Genomic DNA, 26,691 nt, shown 5'->3' with positions numbered 1-26,691 from the left:
GGACAGTCTTTATCAACCAGTCACGCACTAGGTATTGGATGAGTCGTATCAACTTCAGTAATACGTTCAGAACTGATCAATACCTTGCTCAGTTTATCCCGATCCACTTCGTACCCAATTCCATCTCCGGAAGGAACTTGAATGATACCGTGATTCATTACAATTTCCGGTGTCACGATGTCTTCTTTCCAATAATGTGCTGATGGCGCTGTGTCACCGGGAATCGTGAAGTTTTTTAACGTAGTTAGCTGGATGTTGTGCGCACGTCCAATCCCTGTTTCTAGCATTCCTCCACACCAAACGGGAATGTCATGTTCCATACATAAATCATGAATACGTTTTGCTTCATATAAGCCACCGACGCGTCCAATCTTAATGTTAATGATTTTACAGCTGCCTAATTCAATCGCCTTACGCGCATCGTCAAGTGAGTGAACGCTCTCGTCTAAACAGACAGGAGTTGTGAGTTCTTTTTGTAAGATCCGGTGATCCACAATGTCGTCATGGCTTAGAGGTTGTTCAATCATCATAAGGTTCAGGGAGTCCAACTCTTTTAAGTGGTCGATATCTTTAAGTGTATAAGCTGAGTTTGCATCCGCCATCAAAGGGATAGTTGGGAATGCATCGCGAACAGCTTTTAGATATGCTATGTCTGCTCCAGGCTTAATCTTCACTTTAATTTTTTTAAAACCTTCATCAACAAACTCTCGGACCTTTTCAACCAATTTAGCAGGAGTGTCTTGAATACCGATGCTCTTACCCACTGCAATTTCTGTTTGTGATCCACCGAGTAACTTTGCAATGGATGTATGATTTTTCTTAGCGAATACATCCCAAATTGCAGTCTCAATCGCCGCTTTTGCAATATTATTTCTTCTAACAAACGACAGCATATCGTGTACTTCGTTAGGATGAGAAATCTCTTTCTTCAACATACGAGGGATAAGAAATTCTTTCAACATGTAAACGGTTGTTGCGGTAGTCTCTTCATTATAATAAGGCTCGTTACTTGTAACGGTTTCTCCCCAGCCGGAAACCCCTGTATCATCTACTACTTCGACTAGGCAAACATCTTTTTGCTCCATTGTTCCAAAACTCGTTGTAAATGGGGCAATTAGCGATACCTTCGTATGGTGGAGAATTACCTCTTTAATATGGATAGATTGCATCATTCAACGCCTCCTTCAGCGTGTAGTTTGACAATGGTCGTCAAGATGTCAATGCCGTTGTACATCGCATCTCTATCAAATGTCATATTTGGGTGATGGAGACCGGGCGATAAATTACAACCTAGCCCGATCATTGTTGCCTTTAAATGCGGCTTTTTGATGGTGTAAAAGTGGAAATCGTCTCCACCTGGTGTAAGAATGGGCTCTACAGTATTTTCCTTACCAAGGCTCATTTCAATTGCACGCTGTGCGATTTTTTGTGCATCAGCATCTACGCAAGCTGCTGCAATTCCATGCTCATTAGTGATTTTCACACTAGATTCAAACAGCTCATTTGCAGAGTCGATCACTGCGTATACTTTCTTTTGTAACTCTTCCATCAGCTCGTTCGTTTGAGCTCGAATGTCTATTGCCAATGAGGCGTTACCGGGAATGATATTGGTATTTAGTCCTCCCGCTTGGAAACGAGTGACTTTTGCTGAATGTGGAATTGTAGGATCTAGATAGATCGTATGAATGGCGTTCACTAAGTACGTTCCTACCTCTATCGAATTCGAATTCAAATGTGGACGTGCTCCGTGTGCATCATCCCCGCGCACCTCCAATTCAATAGAACCGGTCGCGCCATGAATAATAGCTGAGGCTGCCTTACCGTTTTCTGTTTCTTGGAAAGGACGCAAATGGATCCCGTAATAATAATCTACGTCATCCACGACACCGTGTTCGACAAGTTTCAACGCTCCGGCGCCGACTTCTTCAGCAGGCTGGAATATGAAGCGGACGCCCATATTTTCAAGTAACTCAGGAGTGTCTTTCAGTCTCCAGAGTACCCCTAGAACCATGGTCATATGGGCGTCATGACCACATGAATGATTCGCCTGAAGCTTTCCATCGACTTCTTGCCATAGAGCATCCATGTCCGCTCTTAAAGCGATGATTAGATTCCCTTTGTCAAAACTCCCAATATCCCCAATAACTCCTGTGCAATCCTCGAAGACACGAACCTTGCAGCCAGCTTCTTCTAGCTTTTGTTTAACAAATTCTGTCGTTTTAATCTCTTTCCAGCTCAATTCAGGATTAGCATGTAAGTGAGCGAATGTTTCGGATACTTTCTCTTTGCTGAATGAGGTCATTTTAAAACTCCTTTTCAATTTTTATCAGTGTCTTCATTGATGAAATAATTGCTCGTCGGGTTTACAAAACTAAGCTTTCCATTTTTCTTGGCAATATGAAGAAGGATGCTGTTCAAAAATGAAAACGTCACAGGTCCCTTTTCCAAAATCGATTTCTGGGAAATCGGTATGACAAGGGTATAATCTGCAAACTCATTGGCCGGACTCACGAGCGAATCCGTAATGATAATAACGGTGTTCTCTCGCTCTTTCGCTTCTTTTGCTAGTCGGATTGAACCAAGCGCATACCGATAGAATGAAAAAAGTACGACGCAGTTCTCTTTACCGGAAGTAGAAATACCAATTTCAGTCTCCGGATGATAGAGCGATGTATTGCCCAGTAAACTATTGAGTAAAAAAGAGAACCAATGGGCATAGGCATAAGATTGGTAATAACCAACTATTTTCACAGAAGCAGAAGCGGATAAATGGTCTACAACTGCTTCCGTGGTCTTCCAATCTAATTGGTTTGCGATTTGAGCAATATTTTTACTATCGCTTTCCATCACTCCTGAATAAGGATCGGAAACGGCGTGGGGTTCGACTCCACTTGGTGGCGTGAGCGACAGAAGACTTCTCTGGATTTCGGTCTGTAGTGTTCCAAAACCAGGATAGCCAATTGATTTTGCGAACCGGATAATCATCGTTTCACTAACGTCAATTAAACTTGCAATCTTTTTTGCTGGATGTGTTGCAAACATAATTGGGTTAATTAATAAAGCTTCAGCGACCTTTTTTAAGCCTGAGGTTAAATCTGGATACGCCGCCTTTGTTTTTTCTTTAAAGTCCATGAACTCTCCAACTTTCGAATGAATCTTATAAATTATTATTGTCAAAATGAATTATAAGCTTTACTATAGTGTTAGTCAACGAAATGTTACGACAATTCAGAAAGGGGTGTTTTGATGGAGAAAGAAAAGCGGAAAAGAAAGATAGGCATTCCAGATGCATACGTAATTCTCTTTTTAATACTGGCACTTATGGCTGTTTTGACGTATATCATTCCAGCAGGGGAGTTTCAACGGGAGGAAGTTGATGGAGTTACAGTTGTCGTTCCGGATGGATACGAACAGGTTGCCAGCACACCGGCCAGTCTCATTGATGTATTTCTTGCGATACAGGAAGGAATGATCAGTTCTGCGCCACTAATCTTTTTAGTGTTAATCATTGGCGGCTCGTTTGCAGTTATTGAATCGACAGGCGCGATTGACGCCATGATTTTAAAAACGATTGAGAAGACGAAGAACAAAGAGCTTGTCTTGATCACAATTGTAATGGTTCTGTTTTCTATTTTCGGAACTTTAGGAATTATCGTAAATGCCGTTATTGCGTTCATCCCTATTGGAATCATTTTAGCGAGGTCGATGAAGTTAGATGCTGTAGTGGGTGTCTCAATTATTTACTTGGGAGCATACGCAGGATTTAATACGGCATTTCTAGATCCACTGACAACAGGGACTGCACAACAAATTGCTCAGTTGCCCTTATTCTCAGGAATCGGATATCGTATTATTATTTATATCGTCATTCTATTAACGACAATACTGTATGTCTCTTGGTATGTGAAAAAGATTAAAAAAGATCCTTCGAAAAGTGTATTGGGCTCAAACCCATTTCCGAAAATTGAAGAACGTGATGAGTTAAATAAAGAAGTCGAAATTACAGGCACTCATAAGTTAGTACTTATCTGGCTGGTCTTAGGTATCGCTACCTATGTATTCGGCGTATTTAAATTCGAGTGGTCACTAAATGAAATGGCAGCTATTTTCTTAATCATTGCTGTCGGAACTGCAATCATTGCAAAATTAACACCAAATCGATTAGTTTTAGAGTTCTTCGAGGGTGCGAAAGGATTAGTCTATGGTGCCATGATTATTGGTATGGCTCGTTCAATCGTTGTTGTTCTTGAAAAAGGGAACATTCTGGACACCATCGTTAATGGAATGGCGCACGTAATGACTCCATTTACAAGTGTCAGCGGTGCTGTGGTCATGTTCATAGCAAACGAATTGTTTAATATTCTCGTTTCATCAGGAAGTGGTCAGGCAGTTATCGTCATGCCAATCATGACTCCGCTCGCCGACTTGATGGAAATTCCTCGTCAAGTAGCAGTTCAGGCATACAAAATGGGAGACGGGTTTACAAACGTCATCACACCAACTTCAGGGATTCTTATGGCAAACTTAGCGATCGCAGGAATCTCATGGACGAAATGGGTGCGCTTCGTTTTCCCACTGTTACTGATTTGGACTGTCCTGGGAATTATCTTCCTTATTATAGGCGTACTGATTAATTGGGGTCCGATGTAACCTGGAAGCAGAATCCCCTTGACGGTAGTTCGTTTCAATTACTAACTTGATACACAAAACTCGGAATAGGCTGTCTCAAAATGTTGTTCCATGAACTTTTGAGACAGCTCTATTTTTTTCACTTTATTTATTGAAAGGGGAAATTTAAAGGTCTACCTTTCTTGAAAAAATAGTAGGATGGATGAATAGTTCTACTTTTTCTTTTCTGATAATCATTTTTTAACAAATTATATGTCGTGTATTGACGAATCTTGAAATACTATTTACTATATAGTCAGTCTATTATTTGTATTCAATATATTAAAGGGGGAGAGGCAAGTGAGTTTGCACGCATTCACAAAAGACTATTTAAAGCAGCATGCTACTTATTTTGAACAAGTCAGCGAATACATTTTTTATCATCCTGAAACACGTTTTGAGGAATATGAATCAGCCAAGTACTTGGCTGAGCAATGTGAGCGGCAAGGATTCATAGTGGAACGCGGTGTTGGCGGAATTGAAACCGCATTCACAGCGACTTTTGGACAAGGGCATCCAGTCATTGGATTTCTGGGAGAATTCGATGCGTTGCCGGAGCTAAGTCAGGAACCGAGCTCTGTCGAAGAAAAACGCTGGGAGCGTCATATTGGTCATGGTTGCGGACATAATCTACTCGGAACCGGTGCATTTGCGGCAGCATGTGCAGCGAAAGCATATTTAGAAGAGCATAAGCTTCCAGGCACTGTGAAATTTTTCGGTTGTCCTGGGGAAGAAGGGGGTTCCGGCAAGACGTTCATGGCGCGTGAGGGAGTATTTGACGGAACTGATCTTGCACTCACTTGGCACCCATCACCAACAAACAGCATTATGAGTTTGAGCACACTTGCAAACATTCAAGTGTTTTACCGTTTCAAAGGTGTACCATCACATGCCGCGAACTCACCGCATTTAGGTCGTAGTGCACTGGATGCTGTTGAACTCATGAATACGGGTGTTCAATATTTGCGAGAGCATATGCCGGACCAGGCACGCATTCACTATGCCATTACGAATACAGGTGGATTTGCACCAAACGTCGTTCAAGCGAATGCGGAAGTGTTGTACTTAGTTCGTGATGTCAATACAGAACGTGTCATGGATTTGTTTGAGCGAGTGAACAAAATTGCAGAAGGAGCAGCCCTTATGACGGAAACTAAAGTAACCGTTGAAGTGGATAAAGCCTGCTCGAACTACATTCCGAACCGGGCACTTGAAGAGATTTTGTATGAAAGCTTACAAGAAATCGGAATTGAGCCGCCGACGGATGATGAAAAAGAGTATGCAAAAGGAATCTTTGAATCGCTATCAAAGCCAGAGCAGAAAGATTACCTTGGCGTGATGAAAGGGTTTGGCTATGTAGGGGATGGTTCTGAATTCCTAGGGAAATACGTCTCGGATTGCATTGCACCTTATGAAATTACAACTGAAATTTTGACGGCGTCTACAGACGTATCGGATGTTAGCTGGATTTTGCCGACCGCACAATTGTCGACTTCTACATCAGCCCTAGGAACACCGTTGCATACGTGGCAGATGACGAGCCAAGGGTTATCGTCAAATGCACATAAAGGAATGCTGCGAGCAGGGGCATCCATGGCACTCACAGCACTCAAAATTTTTGAAAACACAGATTTACTGGCGCCGATTCGAGATGAGTTTGTCGAGTTTGCCAAAGAAAATCCATACACATGTCCGATACCTGAAGGCGTTCAGCCTTCACCGCTCGGTAGCTGAAAAGAATAGGGGGAATGAGAGTGGAAACAGCAAAGAAGGGGTTTTTTAACAAAGCATTGAACGGCATCGAACGAGTGGGGAACCGTTTACCGGATCCGTTTATTCTATTCGTAGGCATGGCCGTAGCGGTCATGATTGCATCGTTCATCTTCAGTCTGTTTGACGCATCGGTGAAGCACCCAGGTACAGGAGAAACATTGCCGATCAACAACTTACTCTCGGGTGAAGGATTAAAGTACATTCTAGAATCCATGATTACGAACTTTACAGGCTTTGCACCACTTGGTATCGTGCTTGCGATGATGCTAGGGATTGGTCTTACTGAAAAAGTTGGCTTGTTCGATTATGCTATAAAGAAATCGATTATGAAGTCGCCCCCTTGGTTGCTTACATATGCGGTCGCATTCGTAGGGATTATGGGGAACATTGCGTCAGACGCAGCGATGCTTCTTGTTCCACCGCTTGCTGCAATGATTTTCTACAAAGTAGGACGTCACCCACTCGCAGGTCTAGCAGTTGGTTATGCTTCAGCGGGTGCTGGATTTACGGCGAACCTATTCATCGTTGGAACGGACGCTTTGCTTTCTGGTATTTCAACAGAAGCTGCGAAGATTGTAGATGACTCAATAATCGTAACTCCAGTTGATAACTGGTATTTCAATATTGTTTCTGTATTCATGCTTACATTGCTTGCAGGATTTATCACATCTAAATTCATAGAGCCGCGTTTAGGAAAATACAAAGGCGATGCTGTTGAATTGGAAGTGGAAGAAGAAGATCCACGGTCAGGAAAAGCCTTACGCAACGCAGTAATTGCAGGACTCTTATATGTTGCAATCCTTGTAGTAGGAATCTTTTGGCCAAACAGTCCGCTTCGAGGCGAAGGTGGCACAATGATTCCATCGCCGTTCATCTCAGGGATTGTTCCAATTATTCTATTCCTATTTTTAGTAGTAGGGATTACATTCGGAATATCGGTTGGGAAGATTAAGAGCGGAAAAGATATCGCGGGTTATATGGCTGAGTCTATGAAAGACATGTCAGGCTATATCGTGCTGATCTTCGCGATTTCACAATTCATTGCCTACTTCGGATGGTCAAACATTGGAACATGGATCGCAGTAAACGGAGCGATGTTCTTAGAATCTATCAACTTTACTGGAATGGGTCTCATTATTGGCTACATTATTTTCACGGCACTTATGAACTTCCTCATTACCTCCGGATCTGCAAAGTGGGCATTGGAAGCACCGATTTTCGTCCCACTGTTCATGCAACTCGGTTATCACCCAGCATTTACACAAGTCGCATATCGGGTTGCCGATTCATCGACAAACATCATTACTCCGCTATTACCTTACATGGTTGTCGTTCTGACATTCATGCAGAAATACGATAAAAAAGCAGGAATCGGAACGCTCATTTCTCTAATGCTTCCATTCTCAATTTGTTTCTTGATTGCTTGGATTTTGCTCATTCTGTTATTCTTCTATGCAGGCATTCCATTCGGACCAGGCGTTACACCATTTTTGAAGTAACCGTTAGGAGGGAGCATTATGGTTGTAAAGTTACACGAACAACTAACAGAATGGCGACGCGATTTGCACCGTCATCCTGAGCAAGGTTTTTTGGAAATGCGGACGGCTTCCATAGTTGCAGCGGAAGTGACGCGTCTCGGATTTGATGTCCGACTCGGAAAAGATGTAATGGTTGAAGATGAAATATTAGGTAAACCTTCAGATGAACAGATTGCAGCTCATGTACAGTGGGCTGCTGAAAATGGAGCAGTCGAAGAGTTCTTGCCTTATTTTGAAGAAGGATTTACAGGTGTTGTCGCGGAATGGGATTCAGGACGTCCAGGGCCTGTCACTGTGTTTCGTGTTGATATGGATGCGTTACCGATAGTTGAATCTACAGATGATGAACACGTTCCTGGCAAACTTGGTTTCCGCTCCATCGCAGAAGGCTCCATGCATGCGTGTGGACATGATGCACATACGACAATAGGACTTGGGCTTGCGACACTGGTAGCGGAAGATCCGGAAAGCGTTAACGGAACAATTCGCATTGTATTCCAACCGGCTGAAGAAGGGGCTCGCGGTGCGAAATCGATGACAGAAGCAGGTGTGGTCGATGATGCGGATTTCTTCATTGCAATCCACATCGGCACAGGTGTTCCGCACGGTGAGTTTGTTTCAGCGGCGAACGGATTTATGGCGTCTACGAAAATGGATGTGACTTTCAAAGGACGTGCATCTCACGCAGGAGCGCAGCCGGAAGAAGGGAAGAACGCGTTACTCGCAGCTGCCAGCGCAACGTTGAATTTGCACGCGATTTCTCGTCACTCAGGAGGAACGTCTCGTGTGAATGTTGGTGAACTCAAAGGTGGCGGTGGACGTAACGTCATTGCAGATACGGCATCTATGAAATTAGAGACTCGCGGTGAAACTTCCGCTGTGAATGACTTCATTCGCAGTCAAGCAGAAAACGTACTGCGTGGTGCGGCTGTCATGTATGACGTGGAGTGTTCAATCGACATCGTCGGTGAGGCTATCAGTTGCAAATGCTCAGAAGGTCTGGCCGCAATGGTCGGTGCAGTAGCAAATGAGACGATGGGTATTACGAAAGTGCACAATGCTGATAATGCATCTGCAGGTTCTGAGGACGCGACCTACTTTATGGAAAGCGTGAAAAAGAATCACGGCCAGGCGACGTACTGTATTTTTGGTACAGAGCTCGCAGCGGGTCATCACAACGAACGCTTTGACATTAAGGAAGATACATTGCCAGTGGCAGTCGATGTATTGTATCGGACTGTACTTGCTTTGAATGGTAGAGAATAGAATAACAGATCCCCGGTCGGGCCGTTTATGAAACGGTCAGGATGGGGATTTTTTGATGCGGAGATAGGTCATCTTTAAACAAGCGGAGCGCTACCAATAAATCCCTTTGGGCGTTTGAATTGTGTCTGGTTATCGAGAAACTGAGCTAGGTGTCGGAGAAATGGCCAGAGGTGATCGGGAACTTCACCCAAGTGTCGGAGAAAGCAGGGGGGTGTCGGACAATGACCCACAACTGTCGGAGAACCTGGAAGGAGCCTTGCAGCGAGATAGATCGCCTACGAAACTACACATCTGTATTCACTTTCTAGCATGTTGTGGCATTCTTCGAGTACACTGAAAATACACTTATAGAAACAATCGGTTCAGGAGGTGGGGCAAATGGACTTTTGGATGGAAGCAGAAATGATCATGAAGTTGAGCATATCTGCAGTACTTGGGTTAATAATTGGATTGGAACGGGAACTGAAAAGTAAACCGCTAGGATTAAAAACGAGTCTTGTTATTAGCATCGTAAGTTGCTTGTTGACGATTGTTTCCATTGAATCGGCGTACACGTTTCCGGATAGTATGAGCGGAGTCAAAATTCAGATGGATCCTCTCCGTTTAGCTGCACAAATTGTATCGGGTATCGGTTTCTTGGGTGCTGGTGTAATTTTACGCCGTGGGAATGAGAGAATCTCTGGGCTAACAACAGCTGCTATGATTTGGGGAGCGGCTGGAATTGGGATTGCAGTAGGTGCAGGTTTTTACATGGAAGCCATTTTCGGCGTGTTATTACTCATCCTGAGTGTCGAACTGATCCCATACATTATTATTAAATACGGACCAAAACGGTTGCGTTACCAGGAACTTACATTCCGAATCAAAGTGAACGAACAGTCGAGTATCGAAACGGTGATGCTGGAATTACAACGTCAACGATTTAAAATCTTTCAATCCCGTATTAAAGATCTTGATGAGGAAGATATGCATTTGTTGGAGATCAAAGCAAGAGTGTCTGCCAAAAGGACCCTTCCAGAAATCTATAATTTAATTAAACAAATTGAATTCGTTCACACAGTTGAAGTCATGACCTAGTAAATGCAGGACTTTGCACAACGGAACGCGTACAGTAAGGAGAGAATCTATTAATACGGTCTAGAAAAAGGAGACGATTTGCTCATGAAGCCATTTTCGCACACGAATCGAACTCATATTTTACAACAACTTACGAACGCGCATTACGATGTCATCGTCGTTGGCGGCGGTATTACTGGAACCGGAATTGCGTTGGATGCCGCATCGCGTGGGCTAAAAACGCTACTTATAGAAATGCAAGACTTTGCGGCGGGAACTTCAAGCCGGTCAACGAAATTGGTTCATGGCGGCCTTCGCTACTTAAAACAATTGGAAGTGAAGCTGGTTGCGGATGTTGGGAAAGAGCGTGCAATTGTCTATGAAAATGCACCTCACGTGACCCATCCGGAATGGATGCTACTACCTTTTTATAAAAGCGGAACGTTCGGCAAACGATCGACGTCATTTGGTCTTCAAGTGTACGATTTTCTAGCAGGCGTGAAAAAGTCTGAACGCAGAAAAATGCTAACGAAAGAAGAAGTGCTCACACATGAACCACTGCTGAATGAGGAAGGATTAATTGGTGGTGGCGAATATGTGGAATATCGGACAGATGATGCCCGATTAACGATAGAGGTCGCAAAAAAAGCCTATGAGCAAGGGGCAGATTTGATTAATTACACAAAAGTTACTGGGTTTTTGTATGATAAACAAGGGAAAGTGAATGGCGTCAAGTTGGTCGATCAGCTCACGGACGAATCGTCCAATGCGCACGGCACAATTGTCGTGAATGCGGGAGGACCGTGGGTGGAACAAGTGATGGATCTTGACGAAAAAGTGGAAGGGAACAAATTGCTGTTGACGAAAGGCGTCCATTTAGTATTCGATCGTTCCGTATTGCCACTCCATCAGCCCATTTACTTTGACACGCCAGACGGTCGAATGATCTTTGCAATTCCGCGCAATGGGAAAACGTATGTCGGCACTACAGACACAGTCTATGAAGCTGATCTGAAAAACCCTAAAATGACTAATGAAGATAAAGAATACTTATTACGCGCAATCACTACAATGTTTCCGAAGGCGTTTGTCGGAATGAATGATGTCGAGTCTACATGGGCAGGCGTGCGTCCGCTCATCCAAGAAGAAGGAAAAGGAACATCAGAAATTTCCCGGAAAGACGAAGTGTGGGAATCATCCACAGGCTTGTTAACCATCGCGGGTGGCAAGTTGACTGGATATAGGAAAATGGCGGAAGAAATCACCGATATTATAAGCAAGAAATTGAAGGTTCAAGGCGTCAAAGTAGGTCCTTGCGTGACGAAAAATTTGCGTCTATCAGGCGGCGAGTTCAATAGATCCAGAGACTACCGAGCATATGTGGAAGATCGTGCCAAAGAACTGACGAAACTCGGTTTATCTTTCCAGGATGGCCTCAATATCGCATCCATGTATGGTACAAATACAAACCAAGTCGCACAACTCGTGAGTCGTGTAAATCCATCTAGTCAACTTCCACTCGCTATCCAACTGACATTGCTCTATGCAATTGAGTATGAAATGGCGATAACACCAGTAGATTACTTCATGCGCAGAACAGGTGCCATATTCTTTGATATTCACTGGGTCGAGAAATGGAAAAAGGATGTCATTTCTTATATGAAGGAAGTTCTTGATTGGTCAAGTGAACAAACAAACCAGTACAGTGAAGAACTCGAAGCAAGGCTAGCAGACGCGAAGGGGTAAGTTTACTAGCTAGTCTTTTAGGGGAAATTAAGGACAGGCTTTAAGTAGAGGAGGAAGTAACTATGAGCACATATGTTAAAGAAACTACTAAAACACGAAACGAAGCGATACAAGCGATTGAAGCGTCCTTGCAAGAAGCAAAATTTGGGGTGCTTTGGAACTTTGACTTGAGTGCGAAACTGGAGGAGAAAGGGGTTCAGCCGCCAGCGCCGTATACAGTTCTTGAAGTGTGCAAACCTTCTATCGCAGCAAATGTATTGAATGAGAATTTGCTAGCAGGAGCCTTCTTACCATGTAAGATTGTCGTGTTTGAAGAAGATGAAGCTGTTAAGATTGCCATGCCTTTGCCTACGAAACTGATGGAAGGCTTTGGTGACGAACGTATACTTACCACTGCAAAAGAAGTTGAGCAACAACTGATCACGTGCATCAATCAAGCCGCTGAATAATGCCCGTAGCATCCTAAACGCCTCCTTAGATGGAGGCGTTTTTTGCTGTGTTAGAGGGAGAAGGAGCTAGTCAACCTGCATGAGTGTTTGTGAAAGTTGTAGATTGCTCATATATCTTGAAAAGTGCTCATAAAGTTGAGATCCCGCTCATAAACCACGGAAAGTGCTCATAAAGTTGAGAATCCGCTCATAAATCACGGAAAGTGCTCATAAAGCTGAGATTTCGCTCATAAAACATGGAAAGTGCTCATAAAGTTGAGTTTCTGCTCATAAATCATGGGAAGTGATCATAAAGTAGAAATTCTGCTCATAAATCATGGAAAGTGATCATAAAGCTGAGATTCCGCTCATAAATCACGGAAAGTGATCATAAACTTGCCCTCCCAAGAGCATGAAGGGCATCTAATTTCCCAAACAGGCAAAACACGTTCTTTGACAATCAAAGATACACTGTGTAATATACGGTGTAGGGTATATAATCCCGCGTATATTTTTTGACCATAATTATACCCCTACGGGTAATTGGAAGGGCGGAAGATAGCAATGAAAGAAATAACACCACAAGAAGTACAACAGCTACTAGCTGATAAGCAACCTATTCATTTGATTGATGTGCGAGAAACCGATGAAGTTGAAAGTGGCAGGATTCCTGGAATTACACACATTCCGCTTGGTCTTCTTGAATTCAAACTACAAGACTTGGATAAAGCAACAAACTACATTATGGTATGTCGCTCAGGTGGACGCAGTGGTCGCGCCGTGCAACTTCTTGAAGATCACGGTTACCAAGCAACGAACATGATAGGTGGAATGATGGCTTGGGACGGTTCTACTGAATAAATACATTTGCATTTACAGATGAAAAAGGAGGCGATCGTATGATTGAAACTGCTCATACCCTAGATGCAAAAGGGCTTGCATGCCCGATGCCAATCGTGCGCACGCGAAAAGCAATCCAGGGTTTGTCACCGGGGGACGTACTGGAAGTATTAGCGACTGACAAAGGTTCTACAGCTGATATAAAAGCGTGGGCCACGAGTTCAGGTCATGCCTATCTAGGAACTGAAATAGAAGGAAATGTGCTGCATCACTTCTTGAAAAAAGATAGTGCTCTGATTGAAGTGAAAGAAGAAATTCCTGTAATGGATTTGGAGTCTTTTGTGAGAAAAGTGGAAGAAGACAGATCACTCACAATCGTTGATGTGCGGGAAGAGCAGGAATACCAAGAAGAGCATATTCCAGATGCACTTCATATTCCATTAAGTGAAATCGAATCACGAATGCATGAATTGAACAAAAGCGAAGACATATACCTCATCTGTCAAACAGGCAGAAGAAGTGGAATCGCAGGAATACAACTAGCAGAAAACGGATTCAAAAACCTATACAACGTCGTGCCTGGCATGACCGAGTGGACAAAACAAACAAAAAAGGGGAACTGAAATCATGACTACACGTACAGCAATTATCGCAGCAAATGGAGAACTTTTTGACGCATACAAAGTATTCAATATCGCTACTGCAGCGGCTGCAAGCGAACACGAGGTAACAATCTTCTTCACGTTTGAAGGGTTGAACTTGATCCACAAACAAGCATCAGCCAACCTTCCACTACCTGAAGGGAAAGAGCATTTTGCAGAAGGATTTAAAAATGCAAATGTACCAGCCATTCCAGAACTGATTGCGATGTCGCAAGAGCTTGGTGTGAAATTCATTGCGTGCCAAATGACAATGGACGTTATGGGATTGGAAGTTGACGCATTTGTAGACGGTATCGAAGTTGGCGGCGCAGTAACATTCCTGGAGTTTGCGAAAGAAGCAGACGTGACACTAACGTTTTAACTAGTGAATTAATCATAGAAAGGGGTAGCAATCATGGCAGTTCGTATTATGAAACCAGTAGAAGTTGCACGATACAGTATCGACAAAAAGCCTCTCTTCATCCTAGATGTGCGTAATGAAGATGCGTTTACAGATTGGAAAATTGAAGGGGAATCTATTGAGTACTTGAATATTCCATACTTCGATTTATTGGATGGTGTCGATAAAATCAAAGGAGAATTACCAGCGGACCGTGATATTCTGGTCGTCTGTGCTAAAGAAGGATCCTCACAAATGATAGCGGAAATGCTCTCTGATGAGGGGATGGACGTTGCATATCTCGAAGGCGGCATGAAAGCTTGGAGTGAATACTTGGAGCCTGTGAAATTGGGCACGTTGAAAAGTGGTGGAGAACTCTATCAATTTGTCCGTCTAGGCAAAGGGTGTCTCTCTTATATGGTGATTGACGCGGGTAAAGCGGCAGTCATCGACGCAACACGCATGACGGATGTGTTCCTCGACTTCGCGAAAGAAAAGGGCGCAACGATTGAGCACGTATTCGACACGCATTTGCACGCGGATCACATTTCTGGTGGACGTGTCATTGCCGAAGTAACAGGTGCGACCTATTACTTGCCGAGTCAGGATGCGGAGGAAGTCGTCTTTGACTATCACAAACTAGCAGATGGGCTTCGCGTCACTGTAGGCAAAACTTCAGTAGAAGCGGTATTCTCACCTGGTCATACGAGCGGATCGACGTCGTTTGTCGTGGATAAGGCTTACTTACTCACTGGGGATATTTTGTTCATCGATTCGATCGGACGCCCTGATCTTGCAGGGATGGCGGATGATTGGGTAGGAGATTTACGAACAACACTCTACAGTCGCTATGAACAGTTATCTGAGGACCTCATCGTGCTACCAGCGCACTTCATGGAGATGAAAGAAGTGAATGCAGACGGCAGCGTTGCTAAGCAACTAAGTACATTATTTTCAGAAAACCACGGCTTGCAAGTTGAGGATGAAAACGAATTCCGTGTTCTTGTAACTGAAAACTTGCCCCCACAGCCAAATGCCTATCAGGAAATCCGAAAAACCAATATGGGAGTGCTCACTCCAGACGCTGAAACACAGCGAGAGATGGAAATTGGACCGAATCGTTGTGCCGTTCGATAACTAAGGAGGAATTTTATAATGAAAGCAGATCACTTTTTAGACGCAACGGGGCTATCTTGCCCGATGCCAATTGTAAAAACACGCAATGCGATGAAAGAAGTCAACTCAGGAGAAATCCTTGAAGTGAAGACGACAGACAAAGGTGCGAAAGCTGATTTGACCGCTTGGACAAAGTCAGGTGGACATGAATTGCTGGAGCAAACAGAGTCAGACAATGTCTATACATTCTTCATTAAAAAAGGATAAGTTTGAAAAGAGAAGGGGGATATGTGTGCCCCCTTCTTTTTCTTGAAAGAAGGTATTAGAGATGAGTGTTAGTTTCATTGTCGTTTTATTTCTAATCGGGTTTGTCGGTTCGTTTTTATCCGGAATGGCAGGTATCGGCGGCGCCATCGTCAAATATCCGATGCTCCTATACATCCCACCGTTATTCGGATTAACCGCGTTAACTGCCCATGAAGTGAGTGGAATCAGTGCAGTAGAAATCTTCTTTGCTACGATTGCGGGAGTTTGGGCATATCGTGGAACAGGACTACTGCACAAGACGCTCATCCTTTATATGGGTGGAGCGGTTCTAGTTGGGAGTTTCATCGGAGGGCTAGGTTCGAGTTTGCTATCTGAGCAAGCGGTTAATATGGTGTACGGTGTGCTTGCAGTGGTGGCGGCAGTTCTGTTATTCATTCCAAGGAAAAAGGTTGAGGAGCGACCAGCGAGTGAAGTGACGTTCAATAAGTGGCTTGCGGCTGGACTGGCTTTTGTCGTCGGAATAGCATCAGGAGTTGTTGGAGCGGGGGGAGCGTTTGTGCTCGTTCCAATCATGTTAACGGTACTCGCAATACCGACCCGAATAACAATTGCCTCTTCTCTTGCAATCACATTCATTTCCTCAATTGGTTCTGCGACAGGTAAAATCGCAACGGGGCAAGTATTATGGGGACCGGCGATTGTCTTGATTGTCGCGGCGCTCATTGCTGCACCACTCGGCGCGAAATTCGGACAAAAAGTGAATCCAAACGTGCTGAAATGGATTCTTGCGGTGCTGATTTTAGCGACTGCCATCAATATATGGAGCGATTTGTTATAACTGATTCGGTCATCGGTGTATGATAAGATACGACTTGTATTGTTTTTCAACCGGAGGCTCTTATGACAAATCGCAACAAAGGAATTTTATTACTATTAGCGTCGGCACTCGGATTTTCACTTATGACCGCATTCGTGAAGTTATCGGGGGATGTCCCGACGATGCAGAAAACGATTTTCCGCAATGGCGTATCAATGTTCATTGCATTTTTCTTCGTTATTCATTACAAAGAAAGACTGTTCGGCAAGCGTGAAAACCAACGTCTGTTGTTATTGCGGTCTTCACTCGGTGCGATCGGCATTGTGTTATATTTCTACGCGATTGACCATCTTGTACTCGCAGATGCAGATATGCTGAACAAAATGAGCCCATTCTTTACGATTGTGTTTGCGGCGATATTTTTGAAAGAGCATGTAAAACCATTTCAGTTGTATAGCATTTTAATCGCGTTTCTCGGGACGTTGTTCATCATCAAACCATCGTTTTCACTCGATGTTGTTCCGTATGCAGCTGGTGTTTTATCCGCAGTCTTTGCAGGTGGTGCATACACCGTATTACGAGCACTTGGTGGGCGTGAGCAGTTTTACACCGTCGTGTTTTACTTCTCGACATTCACGACCGTTGTGCTATTGCCGTTCGTGATTTTCACCTATCAACCCATGTCGCTGCAACAAACCGTGTATTTACTAGCAGCAGGAGTGTTCGCCACAGTTGGTCAATTCGGGATTACACTTGCGTACAAATACGCACCGGCAAAAGAGATTTCAGTGTTCAACTATTTCACGGTCGTGTTCTCTGCAATCCTCGGATTTGTGTTACTTGGACAAATTCCGGATGTCTATAGCTTCATTGGCTATTTCATTATATTCGGCGCGTCATTTTACATGTTTTTACGCAATCGAGGCGGGGAAGAAGTGCCTGCAGAATTGACAAAGAAAAAATAGTTTTGTTATGAATAAAACCCTCTTTCTCACGAGTTTTCGTGGGGAAGAGGGTTTTTGCGTTATTTGAATAGTTGAGTCGCATCAGGTCCGAACGTGTCTTTGAGCAACTTCTGTTTGCGTGTTTGAATCTGCAGTGCAAGTTCGTCAGCCTGTCGTTGCAATTCCGCAATCTCTTGCAGTTCTTTTTGCAACGCTTTTTTAGAAAGTAAATCGCCTTGGTCGAAGTAATCGATCTCCTGCTGTACACGTGCAAACGTTTGATGACGCTTCATGGCTCCTGCAGAGCTATGTGGTTCTTCCTTTATAACCTGTTCCTTTTGTGCAGTAAATCGTTCAATCGTACCCACTTGGATCACTCCTCTAAAATTTGCCAAACAAAAAACTCTTCCCCCGAACAGAGAAGAGTTGCTTAAGCGCAAATTCTCCTCATCGGCCAGGTTTCCCTGTTGGCAGCAGCACCTTGCGTGAGCAGGTTGCTGAGACGTCATCGGGCCAAGTCCCTCGGTCTCTCTGGATAAGAAAAGAGTCGTCCATTTAGTTAAAGCAAGTGTAGCATATCGCGGTGGGCAGGGCAATATGCCATTCGGTTGGAGGAATCGGAAAGATGGGGACGGTTATCGGAAGTTTGGTAGTAGTTATCGGCAACATCCTGGCAACAATCGGCATTATCCAGCAAAGAATCGGTAACATCGCAGAATTAATCGGAATCGAGACACAACTCATGTAGTTTTAGGGATTAATTGGTAGCGCTTCGCTTGTTTAGGGAGGGGCTGCTTCACTGTAGGTATTGTCGCACGCGTTGTCTGACAGTTAGTCGTGATTGTCCGACACATAGAGATATATCTCCGACACCCGAGCCAACTTCTCAATCACACCACATGATTTGTCCGACACATGGCGAAGTTTCTCGATAACGAGACACAATTCAACTGCCATAAGGGGTTAATTGGTAGCGCTTCGCTTGTTTAAGGCTGGGCAATCCCGCTGTTTGGAAGAATCGGCAAGAATGGGTCGGTTATCGGCAGTTTGGTGTTAGTTATCGACAACACCTAGGCAACAATCGGCATTATCTAGCAAAGAATCGGTAACATCGCAGAATTAATCGGAATCGAGACACAATTGAGCCAAGGGAAATCCCTATTTCAGTGGTAGGAGCGTTGTCTGGGGATTCGGGTAGGCGTATGCTTGAGTAAGAAGTCATTAGCACGTTTGCAGTGACACATGATCTCAAAAAAAGTGGATTTGCCAACTACAAAGGAGGCGCTCGTATGAGCCAGATGACAGCAGTGAACGTAATCCGTATCGAAAAAGGAAAAGGAGCCGAAGTTGCAGAACGCTTCGCGATACCTAAATCCGTCCATACATTTCCTGGATTTGTTCGGATGGAAGTGTGGATGAAAGAAAATACTGAAGATCATGATGAGATCCATGTTTGCACGACTTGGGAAGACGAAAAATACTTCACAGAGTGGCGCGAAAAGCGTGCAATCGAAAAGGCGAAGATTCGAGCTGAACAAGAAAAGAACCAAACTGGTACACCACCGCATAATCCGATTCTTGGTACTGAATTATCTACGTACGTCACAATGGTTCAACATTTACCAGCAAAATAAAAATAGATTCAAAAAGCTTTGCCACGTGCAAAGTTTTTTTTATGGAAAAGTAAAAGTAGCTATTGATAAATATGATACAATGTATAAATTCCAATATATTAGAATATTTATAAGGGAGGATTCTATGAAAGTTTTCGACTTACATTCAGATTTGTTTACGGACATCGCCTTCCGAAGAGCACGTGGGGAGACGAACGTTTTTGACAGAATCCATTATCCAGCACTGAAAAAAGGGGGTGTAAGTTCAATCATATGTGTGTTTTGGACGGAACCTATTTTTTCTCATCAACCACTAGAGCGTTTTCATGATCTTATCAAGTTCGTTGAGGCAGACTTACTAGAGTCAAAGCACGCGGTTGTTCAGCCTATCGATGGTATTCAGGAAGAGACTATTTCAGATGGGAAAGTTAAGGTTTATCTAGGTATAGAGGGTTTATCCTCCTTAGATCAGTGGATTACCAAGTCAGAAAATGAAACGATCGACACCACTTTCGCATTCATGAAAGAAAAAAATATTCAACACATCATCATGGCTTGGAACGAACAAAACGCTTTCGCGAGCGGGACGGGAGCATCTTCTATCGATGGAGAGCGCGGCGTAACTACACTAGGGCTAGACTTGCTAGCTAAGTCAGAGAAGTCAGGATTCATCATCGATGTCTCTCATTTGGATGAGACTAGTTTCTGGGATGTCATCCACAACACAACCTCTCCCATTATCGCTTCGCACAGTAACGCCCGAGCTGTATGCAATCATGAACGGAATTTAACCGATGCTCAAATACGTGTCGTCTCCGAACGCAATGGGTTAATCGGATTGAATGCTTATGGAGAATTTGTCGATGAACGACATCCAACCGTTGACCGATTTATTGATCACATCGACCATATTGTATCCATTGCAGGCATCGATCATGTTGCATTTGGATTCGACTTTCTTGATTACTTAAGTGATCATCCGCTAGGCGGAGGTATGGATGTATTAACGGAAGGGCTAGAGGATGTCACGAAAGTTCCAGCATTACTGGAACAGATGAAACACCGTGGGTATTCTCAAGAGGAAATAGAAGAAATCAGTTACAAAAATGCAGAGGGGTTCATGACCAATCTGATATCAGAAAGAAGGCGTACATAATGACGAATACATGGATTCAGCCTGACGACACGCTCACACTATGGGGAATCATTGTCGTCGTGGCATCTCTCAGTATCTATTTAGAACAACGTTTCAGTTGGGCCTCCAAGATTTCGGGAGCAATCATTGCGCTAGTGGGCGCTATTTTTCTATCAAATACTGGCATCATACCTACTGAATCTCCAGTATACGACGCAGTGTGGGGTGTCATTATCCCGCTAGCGATTCCGCTTCTGCTTTTCCATGTCAACATTAAGAAAATATGGACCGAGAGTGGCAAGTTGCTGGCGTTATTCCTGTTGAGCTCTATTGGAACTGTCGCTGGAACAATCATTAGCTTCTTTCTATTGAAAGATCACATCCCTTATCTAGATAAAATCGGTGGGATGATCAGCGCGTCTTACGTTGGAGGTGGTGTGAACTTTGCGGCAATGGCAGGAAAGTTTGAAGCACCTGGGGATCTCGTTTCAGCAACAGTCGTCGCAGATAATTTGATGATGGCTGTCTACTTTGTCATCTTGATGCTAATTCCGACAATCGGATTCTTTAGAAAACGTTATTCTACACCACATATCGATCAAGTGGAAAACGGAGTTACGCAAGAAGATGGGAAGACGTTAGCGGAAAGTTTCTGGAAGAGAAAAGACATATCGTTAAAAGATATCGCAATGGCGATTGGTACAGCTTTCTTCCTTGTTATCGTATCTTTCAAACTAGCAGAGTTTATTGGGGGGCTAATTCCTTCTGGTGAGAAAGTTTCAGGAATTATGAACTTGGCACATTCGATTTTTGGCGATAAATACCTTGTATTGACTACGGTGACGTTTATTGTATTAGCATTGTTTCCATCTTATTTTGAAAAGATCAATGGGAGCCAAGAGTTCGGGACATTTTTGATTTATTTATTCTTTGTGGTAATTGGGATACCGGCATCGATTCCATTAATCGTACAAAATGCACCATTGCTTCTCGTTTTCGTATTCATCATTGTCATGGTCAATATGGTCGTTTCGTTGACGGCAGGAAAACTGTTGAATGCTAATTTGGAAGATACACTTTTAGCGAGTAATGCTAACATTGGTGGGCCAACGACTGCCGCTGCATTAGCAATCGCAAAAGGATGGAAAGACTTGATTGGCCCAATATTGGTCGTTGGGACCCTTGGCTATATTATCGGAAATTACATCGGTACGGTGCTAGGACTTTGGTTTTCAACATTAATTTGAGCATGAAAAGGTAAAATAGAATTTTAGAAGTATGAGTGCATTAACTGAAACTTTCATTACATCTTTTCGTAAATTAAAGAGTAGATACGAAAAGGAAGTGAACGACTTGCAAAAGCTACCCCAACATGTAGAAACTCACAAAACAAGGATTAATCGAGTTTTTGACCTCATTGCCATCGGGCTCTTTATCGCAGTTATCTTCTATACCCTTTTTCAATGGAATCAGCTACCTGAGCAGGTTCCAATCCACTTTAACGCATTAGGGGAAGTAGATAACTATGGATCGAAATGGGTCTTGTTGCTAGTACCGATGATTAGTGTGGGACTGTTTGCGTTGCTTGAATTTTTGGAACGTCATCCAGAGTGGCATAACTATCCCAGGCGTTTAAATGAAATGAATGCGCCGCGTTTTTATCAATCTAGCCGGGAACTCTTAAACCGAGTGAAAAACCTCTCACTTCTTTTAATGGCTTATACCCAGTGGGAAATCGTTCGCGTCGGACTTGGTGATTCAAACGCGATGAGTCAATGGGGTTTCGGCAGCATACTTGCGCTAATGTTTATCGTAATCTATATAGGTGTGGTTCAACAGAGGAAGATAAAATGAAAAGAAGCATCCTCCAGACTAGTGGAGGATGCTTCTTTTACTGTTGGGGCTTCAATTGTCGTCTAGGACGAATTATATAAATATAGATTTGATAGACACCGAATAACAAGGTGAGTGCCAAAACGGGAGCTAGAATATTTTGTGGTTCGACGATGAAATAAGCACAAGCTAGGGCAATTACGTATATAAGGTATCCAATGGAAAAGAGTTTCTTACTCGTCAATACAATCCCTCCCCCGCGTTTAAATAATTTATCGTTCGCAAGCGATGCCGTCTTTGTCTCGATCTAACTTTGTATGGGAGTTATAAATTGCTGCGTTGACAGTCGGTGTATATTTCGTCTTTCCACCTTTGTTACGTACAGTAGCATTCTTCGCCACTCCGCCTTTGTACGTCTGATTCAGCATTGTACAATTTTTGAATTTAGTGGGTGCAGCATCAGCAGGTTGTGCAGGGATTGTTGCGACTCCGAGTGCTAATACTGTAGCGGTCAGAACAGCTCCAATTTTTTTCATCATAAGCGCTCCATTCAATTGTTGAATTTTAAGATAATCATACAACATTTCCAGTTGGATGGAAAGACAAATTATTGAATAGATTGATGAATTATACATGGGTTTCGATTAATTTACTCATGTGGCCGATTCATCATGCATTTTGGTCGATTGTACTTGTCAACTGGCTGATAATAGGCTTGCTCTGGCGGATTCGACACCTGCATAGTGGATTTCCATCCCTAAACGCGCGAAGCGCCACCAATAAATCTCTTAAAGCCATTGAATTGTGTCCCGATATCGAGAAACTCCGCTAAGTGACGGAGAAATGAGCCCGTGTGATGGAGAAACTTCGTCCATTGTCGAAGAAAACTCTCTACATGTCTGACAAACCTTAAGAACTGTCGGAGAACGGAAAAAGGGTAGCTGACAGAGAGGTAGCCCATCCCTAAATGCGCGAAGCGCCACTAATTAATCTCTTAAAGCCATTGAATTGTGTCCTGATATCGAGAAACTCCGCTAAGTGTCGGAGAAATGAGCATATGTGATGGAGAAACTTCGGCCAGTGTCGAAGAACACTCCCTACATGTCTGACAAACCTTAAGAACTGTCGGAGACCGGAAAAAGGGTAGCTGACAGAGAGGTAGCCCATCCCTAATCGCGCGAAGCACCACCAATTAATCACCACACTTCCAGCAATATTAGAAACTTGCGAATGAACATTGTCAAAGGACTATCACTTCGGTCATAATGGAAAGAATAGAGTAGGAGGCAATCAGAATGTTAGGACAAATTAGGAGTCAATTGAATCGATTTTCAAAAACAGAGCTAAGAATTGCGGAGTATATACTGAATCATGCGGAACTGATCCCAACGATGACTACGAGAGAATTGGCTGCAAAGACTGACGTCAGTGAAGCCTCTGTTGTTCGGTTCACCAAGTCAGTGGGGATCGGTAGTTTCAAAGCGTTCAAGATTTTATTGGCACAAGAGCTTGCAACTACGGAAGAATACATAACTGACTTTTCAATCACACAGAAAAAAGATTCTCCATATGAATTGTTTCAAAAGGTAGTACATGTGAATCGTGGAGCAATCGACTTGTTACTTGCTTCAATTGAAAAGAAAGAACTCGAAAAGGCTGTGAAAGCATTTCAATCGGCGCACCGGATATTGTTTTACGGAGTTGGTGGCTCAGCGATTGCAGCGATGGATGCTCAATTCAAGTTTGCTAAACTCGGGTACCAAGTGGAGTATCATGCGGATTTCCATTATATGCTCTCGGTTATCCCTTTTTTAAGCGAAAACGATGTGTTTGTCGCAATCAGTATGTCTGGTGAAACAAAGGATGTCGTTGAACTCGCAAGGTTTGCGAAAAAACAAGGAGCTACTCTAATTACCATTACAAACTTGAACAAATCTCCTTTGTCGAAGGAATCTGATATTCAACTCGCAACACCGAATGTTGAGAAGGATTTTCGCGTTGGAAGTATTACGTCTCGCATGACTCAACTTACAGTAATCGATAGCTTGTATATTAGTTTAGTAAACCAAATGGGCGAGTCCATTATAGATCGGTATCAGAATGCTCGGGAACAGGCGGTGAAATTAAGAAGATAATGAGTTTTGCATAAAATGAAATTACATTTCATATAATTCAACTAAACTATTGACTTGTAATTTCCTTAAAGCGTACAATGAAGCCAATGAGACGTTGAAAGGAGTGGGCGCATGCTTGAGAAGTTAGGCACGGAACAACGCAATGCACATACGATGTCATTAGATACGATGAGTGTTGCAGATGTGTTGAAAGCAATGAATAAAGAGGATGGATCCGCGATTGAGGTGATTCATGCACAGTTGCCGACGATTGAAAAAACGGTCAAGGCAGTTATAGATTCGTTTCAAAAGGGTGGAAGACTGATTTATATCGGTGCTGGAACAAGTGGACGTCTTGGTATTTTGGATGCTGTTGAATGTGTGCCGACGTTTGGGGTATCACCTGACATGGTAGTCGGTTTAATAGCCGGGGGATTGAAAGCGTTCACAAAGGCTGTGGAAGGTGCAGAAGATGATCCAGAGCTCGGAATCCAAGATTTGAAGGATATCCAGCTGAACGAAACGGATACTGTCATCGGTATCGCAGCAAGCGGTAGAACACCTTACGTCATTGGCGCACTGGACTATGCACGTAAGACTGCCGCTCATACAATTAGTATTAGTTGTAATGAAGGCGCTGAAATGAGTAGTCATGCTGACATTGCAATCGAACTTGCAACAGGTCCTGAAGTGTTGACGGGTTCAACACGACTGAAAGCAGGAAGCGCACAGAAAATGGTGCTGAATATGATTTCAACTGCTGCGATGATTGGGATCGGAAAAGCGTACGAAAACTTGATGATCGATGTGCAAGCGACGAACTTGAAACTTCAAGAACGCTCGAAACGCATTATTATGGAAGCAACTGGGGTGGATCTACATACTGCAACGTCTTTCTATGAAGCTTCTGGCAAGCACGTGAAAACAGCGACCGTCATGATCCTACTCGATTGCTCGAAAGAACAGGCACAAGAACGGATTGAAGCAACAGGTGGATTTGTTCGAAAAGCTACACAGCAAGCATAAAGGGTTTTGATAAATCATTCACTAGTAAGAAGAGAGAGGGAGGGTTCAGGATGAGAAAAGAGCAACAAATGGCGACGGGCATACTGGAACACGTTGGCGGCAAAGATAATATTCGTAAAATCGCCCACTGTATGACGCGGCTTCGTCTAACACTGAAGGACGATAGTAAAGCAGACATTGCCGCATTAAAAAAAGTTGAAGGTGTCATGGGGGTTGTCGTCGATGAAACATTACAAGTCGTCATTGGACCAGGAACTGTAAATCGGGTTGCGGATGAAATGAGCCAGTTGACGGGTCTTGGCATCGGCGAAGAGTCTGAGCCGGAGTACGACAGTCTGACATTTGAAGAACGCGCTGCGATTGACAATGAACGCAGAAAAGAGAAAAACCGTACACCGTTTAAAAGTTTCCTAAGACGTATTGGTAACATTTTTATCCCACTGATCCCAGGACTTGTCGCTTCAGGGATTATCAATGGAGCTGCAAACTTTGCGAAAAACGCGGGTGTAGATCCGACCCAGACATGGATGCAAATTTTACTACTTCTCGGATCGAGTGTCTTCACGTACTTAGCGGTGATTGTTGGTTGGAACACTGCGAAAGAATTTGGTGGAACACCTGTACTAGGTGCAATCGCCGGAATGTTCTTATTCAATCCATTCCTTGCAGAGATTACGATTTATGGTGAACCTTTAGTTGTCGGACGAGGTGGTTTATTCGGAGTCATCTTTGCAGCATTCCTCATGACGTTTGTCGAAAAGAATGTGCGCAAAGTTATGCCTGCAGCGGTTGATATCATCTTTACTCCACTCGTTACCGTACTCACTGTCGGTTTCTTCTCACTCTATGCAATTGTACCGGTTGCGGGTCTGCTGGCGGACGGGATTACAAAAGGTTTGATCGCCGTTCTGGACGTAGGTGGAGTTGTCGCGGGTGCTGTCCTTGCAGGATTCTTCCTTCCGCTCGTTATGGTCGGATTGCATCACGGACTCACACCAATCCACTTGGAATTGATCAACACGTATGGAAATACGGCACTGCTGACAGTTCTCGCAATGGCTGGAGCTGGTCAGGTAGGTGCAGCAATGGCAATCTTCGTGAAAACGAAAAACCGTCGTCTCCGTAACATCATCAAGGGCGCATTGCCTGTTGGTTTCCTCGGGATTGGAGAACCATTGTTATACGGGGTTACGTTACCACTAGGTCGTCCGTTCATCACCGCTTGTATGGGTGGAGCACTTGGTGGTGCATTCCAAGCAGTGATGCACACAGCAGCGACAGGAATCGGTGTATCAGGGATTTCACTCATTCCACTAATCGATGACGGCAAGTACTTGTACTACTTCCTTGGGTTGCTCATCGCATATGGTGGCGGATTCCTATTCACGTACCTATTTGGGTTTAAAGAAGAAATGGCACGCGATATTTAACAAAAACAGCATTCATCTCCATTAGCTATAATGGGGATGA

At 43.6% G+C, this 26,691-nt stretch carries 28 protein-coding genes and 1 riboswitch; of the genes, 22 read left to right on the top strand and 6 right to left on the bottom strand.

Going from position 1 to position 26,691, the window contains the following annotated elements; genetic code table 11:
• Nucleotides 1-20 precede the first annotated feature (20 nt).
• The 3 genes from menC to RL70_RS05445 are packed head-to-tail and all read right to left on the bottom strand — an operon-like array spanning nucleotide 21 to nucleotide 3,132.
• Nucleotides 21-1,169 (bottom strand): o-succinylbenzoate synthase, encoded by a 1,149-nt coding sequence (gene menC, locus RL70_RS05455; RefSeq protein WP_197054084.1) that lies wholly within the window; start codon nucleotides 1,167-1,169, stop codon nucleotides 21-23.
• The gene (locus RL70_RS05450) at nucleotides 1,169-2,302 is read right to left on the bottom strand and encodes a M20 peptidase aminoacylase family protein (protein ID WP_039042414.1); all 1,134 of its coding nucleotides are present in this window, start codon (nucleotides 2,300-2,302) and stop codon (nucleotides 1,169-1,171) included. The genes menC and RL70_RS05450 overlap by 1 nt, the downstream gene beginning before the upstream one ends.
• A 14-nt stretch (nucleotides 2,303-2,316) precedes the next feature.
• Complete coding sequence (locus RL70_RS05445) at nucleotides 2,317-3,132, bottom strand: MurR/RpiR family transcriptional regulator (protein ID WP_039042413.1); 816 nt, start codon at nucleotides 3,130-3,132, stop codon at nucleotides 2,317-2,319.
• 114 nt (nucleotides 3,133-3,246) lie between these two features.
• On the opposite strand from RL70_RS05445, the gene RL70_RS05440 reads away from it, so the two are divergent.
• From RL70_RS05440 to RL70_RS05375, 14 genes are all read left to right on the top strand, one after another.
• Nucleotides 3,247-4,650 carry a YfcC family protein gene (locus RL70_RS05440; protein WP_039042412.1) on the top strand — a complete coding sequence of 468 codons (1,404 nt, stop codon included), beginning with the start codon at nucleotides 3,247-3,249 and terminating at the stop codon, nucleotides 4,648-4,650.
• 324 nt (nucleotides 4,651-4,974) lie between these two features.
• Nucleotides 4,975-6,402, top strand: a complete 1,428-nt coding sequence (locus RL70_RS05435) for a M20 family metallopeptidase (protein ID WP_082003335.1) — start codon at nucleotides 4,975-4,977, stop codon at nucleotides 6,400-6,402.
• A gap of 14 nt (nucleotides 6,403-6,416) precedes the next feature.
• The gene (locus RL70_RS05430) at nucleotides 6,417-7,940 is read left to right on the top strand and encodes an AbgT family transporter (protein ID WP_052245792.1); all 1,524 of its coding nucleotides are present in this window, start codon (nucleotides 6,417-6,419) and stop codon (nucleotides 7,938-7,940) included.
• 18 nt (nucleotides 7,941-7,958) lie between these two features.
• On the top strand, nucleotides 7,959-9,245 hold the full coding sequence (locus tag RL70_RS05425) for an amidohydrolase (RefSeq protein WP_039042409.1): 1,287 nt from the start codon (nucleotides 7,959-7,961) through the stop codon (nucleotides 9,243-9,245).
• A 390-nt stretch (nucleotides 9,246-9,635) separates the two neighbouring features.
• Nucleotides 9,636-10,322: an MgtC/SapB family protein gene (locus RL70_RS05420; RefSeq protein WP_039042511.1), complete on the top strand. Its 687-nt coding sequence runs from the start codon at nucleotides 9,636-9,638 to the stop codon at nucleotides 10,320-10,322.
• Nucleotides 10,323-10,406: 84 nt separating this feature from the next.
• Entirely contained in the window at nucleotides 10,407-12,047 is a 1,641-nt protein-coding gene (locus RL70_RS05415; RefSeq protein ID WP_039042408.1) for a glycerol-3-phosphate dehydrogenase/oxidase, read from the top strand.
• 62 nt (nucleotides 12,048-12,109) lie between these two features.
• Nucleotides 12,110-12,496, top strand: coding sequence for a DUF302 domain-containing protein (locus tag RL70_RS05410; RefSeq protein ID WP_039042407.1), 387 nt, complete (start codon nucleotides 12,110-12,112; stop codon nucleotides 12,494-12,496).
• 543 nt (nucleotides 12,497-13,039) lie between these two features.
• On the top strand, nucleotides 13,040-13,336 hold the full coding sequence (locus tag RL70_RS05405; protein WP_039042406.1) for a rhodanese-like domain-containing protein: 297 nt from the start codon (nucleotides 13,040-13,042) through the stop codon (nucleotides 13,334-13,336).
• 38 nt (nucleotides 13,337-13,374) lie between these two features.
• Nucleotides 13,375-13,938: a sulfurtransferase TusA family protein gene (locus RL70_RS05400; protein ID WP_039042405.1), complete on the top strand. Its 564-nt coding sequence runs from the start codon at nucleotides 13,375-13,377 to the stop codon at nucleotides 13,936-13,938.
• 4 nt (nucleotides 13,939-13,942) lie between these two features.
• Nucleotides 13,943-14,338 carry a DsrE/DsrF/DrsH-like family protein gene (locus RL70_RS05395; RefSeq protein WP_039042404.1) on the top strand — a complete coding sequence of 132 codons (396 nt, stop codon included), beginning with the start codon at nucleotides 13,943-13,945 and terminating at the stop codon, nucleotides 14,336-14,338.
• A gap of 33 nt (nucleotides 14,339-14,371) precedes the next feature.
• Complete coding sequence (locus RL70_RS05390) at nucleotides 14,372-15,493, top strand: MBL fold metallo-hydrolase (protein ID WP_039042403.1); 1,122 nt, start codon at nucleotides 14,372-14,374, stop codon at nucleotides 15,491-15,493.
• Between the two features lie 18 nt (nucleotides 15,494-15,511).
• Nucleotides 15,512-15,739: a sulfurtransferase TusA family protein gene (locus RL70_RS05385; protein ID WP_039042402.1), complete on the top strand. Its 228-nt coding sequence runs from the start codon at nucleotides 15,512-15,514 to the stop codon at nucleotides 15,737-15,739.
• A 61-nt stretch (nucleotides 15,740-15,800) separates the two neighbouring features.
• On the top strand, nucleotides 15,801-16,577 hold the full coding sequence (locus RL70_RS05380; RefSeq protein ID WP_039042401.1) for a sulfite exporter TauE/SafE family protein: 777 nt from the start codon (nucleotides 15,801-15,803) through the stop codon (nucleotides 16,575-16,577).
• Nucleotides 16,578-16,639: 62 nt separating this feature from the next.
• The gene (locus tag RL70_RS05375) at nucleotides 16,640-17,521 is read left to right on the top strand and encodes a DMT family transporter (RefSeq protein WP_039042400.1); all 882 of its coding nucleotides are present in this window, start codon (nucleotides 16,640-16,642) and stop codon (nucleotides 17,519-17,521) included.
• A gap of 59 nt (nucleotides 17,522-17,580) precedes the next feature.
• Here the strand turns inward: RL70_RS05375 and RL70_RS05370 are convergent, their stop codons facing one another.
• The gene (locus RL70_RS05370) at nucleotides 17,581-17,868 is read right to left on the bottom strand and encodes a hypothetical protein (RefSeq protein ID WP_039042399.1); all 288 of its coding nucleotides are present in this window, start codon (nucleotides 17,866-17,868) and stop codon (nucleotides 17,581-17,583) included.
• A 76-nt stretch (nucleotides 17,869-17,944) separates the two neighbouring features.
• Nucleotides 17,945-18,042, bottom strand: a riboswitch (SAM riboswitch).
• Nucleotides 18,043-18,125: 83 nt separating this feature from the next.
• Between RL70_RS05370 and RL70_RS18270 the strand changes: the two genes are divergently transcribed.
• The 5 genes from RL70_RS18270 (at nucleotide 18,126) to RL70_RS05350 (ending at nucleotide 22,102) form a co-directional block, all read left to right on the top strand.
• Entirely contained in the window at nucleotides 18,126-18,248 is a 123-nt protein-coding gene (locus RL70_RS18270; protein ID WP_255352959.1) for a hypothetical protein, read from the top strand.
• A gap of 541 nt (nucleotides 18,249-18,789) precedes the next feature.
• Nucleotides 18,790-19,134 carry an antibiotic biosynthesis monooxygenase gene (locus RL70_RS05365; RefSeq protein WP_039042398.1) on the top strand — a complete coding sequence of 115 codons (345 nt, stop codon included), beginning with the start codon at nucleotides 18,790-18,792 and terminating at the stop codon, nucleotides 19,132-19,134.
• Nucleotides 19,135-19,258: 124 nt separating this feature from the next.
• Nucleotides 19,259-20,269: a dipeptidase gene (locus tag RL70_RS05360; RefSeq protein WP_039042397.1), complete on the top strand. Its 1,011-nt coding sequence runs from the start codon at nucleotides 19,259-19,261 to the stop codon at nucleotides 20,267-20,269.
• On the top strand, nucleotides 20,269-21,495 hold the full coding sequence (locus RL70_RS05355; RefSeq protein WP_039042396.1) for a DUF819 domain-containing protein: 1,227 nt from the start codon (nucleotides 20,269-20,271) through the stop codon (nucleotides 21,493-21,495). Before RL70_RS05360 ends, RL70_RS05355 begins: the two co-directional genes overlap by 1 nt.
• Before the next feature lie 106 nt (nucleotides 21,496-21,601).
• Entirely contained in the window at nucleotides 21,602-22,102 is a 501-nt protein-coding gene (locus RL70_RS05350) for a DUF1648 domain-containing protein (RefSeq protein WP_039042395.1), read from the top strand.
• A 37-nt stretch (nucleotides 22,103-22,139) separates the two neighbouring features.
• Here the strand turns inward: RL70_RS05350 and RL70_RS05345 are convergent, their stop codons facing one another.
• Both RL70_RS05345 and RL70_RS05340 read right to left on the bottom strand, forming a co-directional pair.
• Nucleotides 22,140-22,325: a hypothetical protein gene (locus tag RL70_RS05345; protein WP_039042394.1), complete on the bottom strand. Its 186-nt coding sequence runs from the start codon at nucleotides 22,323-22,325 to the stop codon at nucleotides 22,140-22,142.
• A gap of 28 nt (nucleotides 22,326-22,353) precedes the next feature.
• Nucleotides 22,354-22,617, bottom strand: a complete 264-nt coding sequence (locus RL70_RS05340) for an excalibur calcium-binding domain-containing protein (RefSeq protein ID WP_039042393.1) — start codon at nucleotides 22,615-22,617, stop codon at nucleotides 22,354-22,356.
• A 759-nt stretch (nucleotides 22,618-23,376) separates the two neighbouring features.
• Between RL70_RS05340 and RL70_RS05335 the strand changes: the two genes are divergently transcribed.
• The 3 genes from RL70_RS05335 to RL70_RS05325 all read left to right on the top strand — a co-directional run bounded on the left by RL70_RS05335 (nucleotide 23,377) and on the right by RL70_RS05325 (nucleotide 26,651).
• Entirely contained in the window at nucleotides 23,377-24,216 is an 840-nt protein-coding gene (locus tag RL70_RS05335; RefSeq protein WP_039042392.1) for a MurR/RpiR family transcriptional regulator, read from the top strand.
• 111 nt (nucleotides 24,217-24,327) lie between these two features.
• Nucleotides 24,328-25,221, top strand: a complete 894-nt coding sequence (murQ, locus tag RL70_RS05330) for an N-acetylmuramic acid 6-phosphate etherase (protein WP_039042391.1) — start codon at nucleotides 24,328-24,330, stop codon at nucleotides 25,219-25,221.
• A 50-nt stretch (nucleotides 25,222-25,271) separates the two neighbouring features.
• Entirely contained in the window at nucleotides 25,272-26,651 is a 1,380-nt protein-coding gene (locus RL70_RS05325; protein ID WP_039042390.1) for a PTS transporter subunit EIIC, read from the top strand.
• Nucleotides 26,652-26,691: the final 40 nt, after the last annotated feature.

It is taken from the genome of Sporosarcina sp. ZBG7A (assembly GCF_000813425.1).
Lineage (GTDB): Bacteria > Bacillota > Bacilli > Bacillales_A > Planococcaceae > Sporosarcina.
The sequence above is the reverse complement of the archived record's forward strand: the minus strand, read 5'-3'. Positions and strand labels throughout refer to the sequence as shown.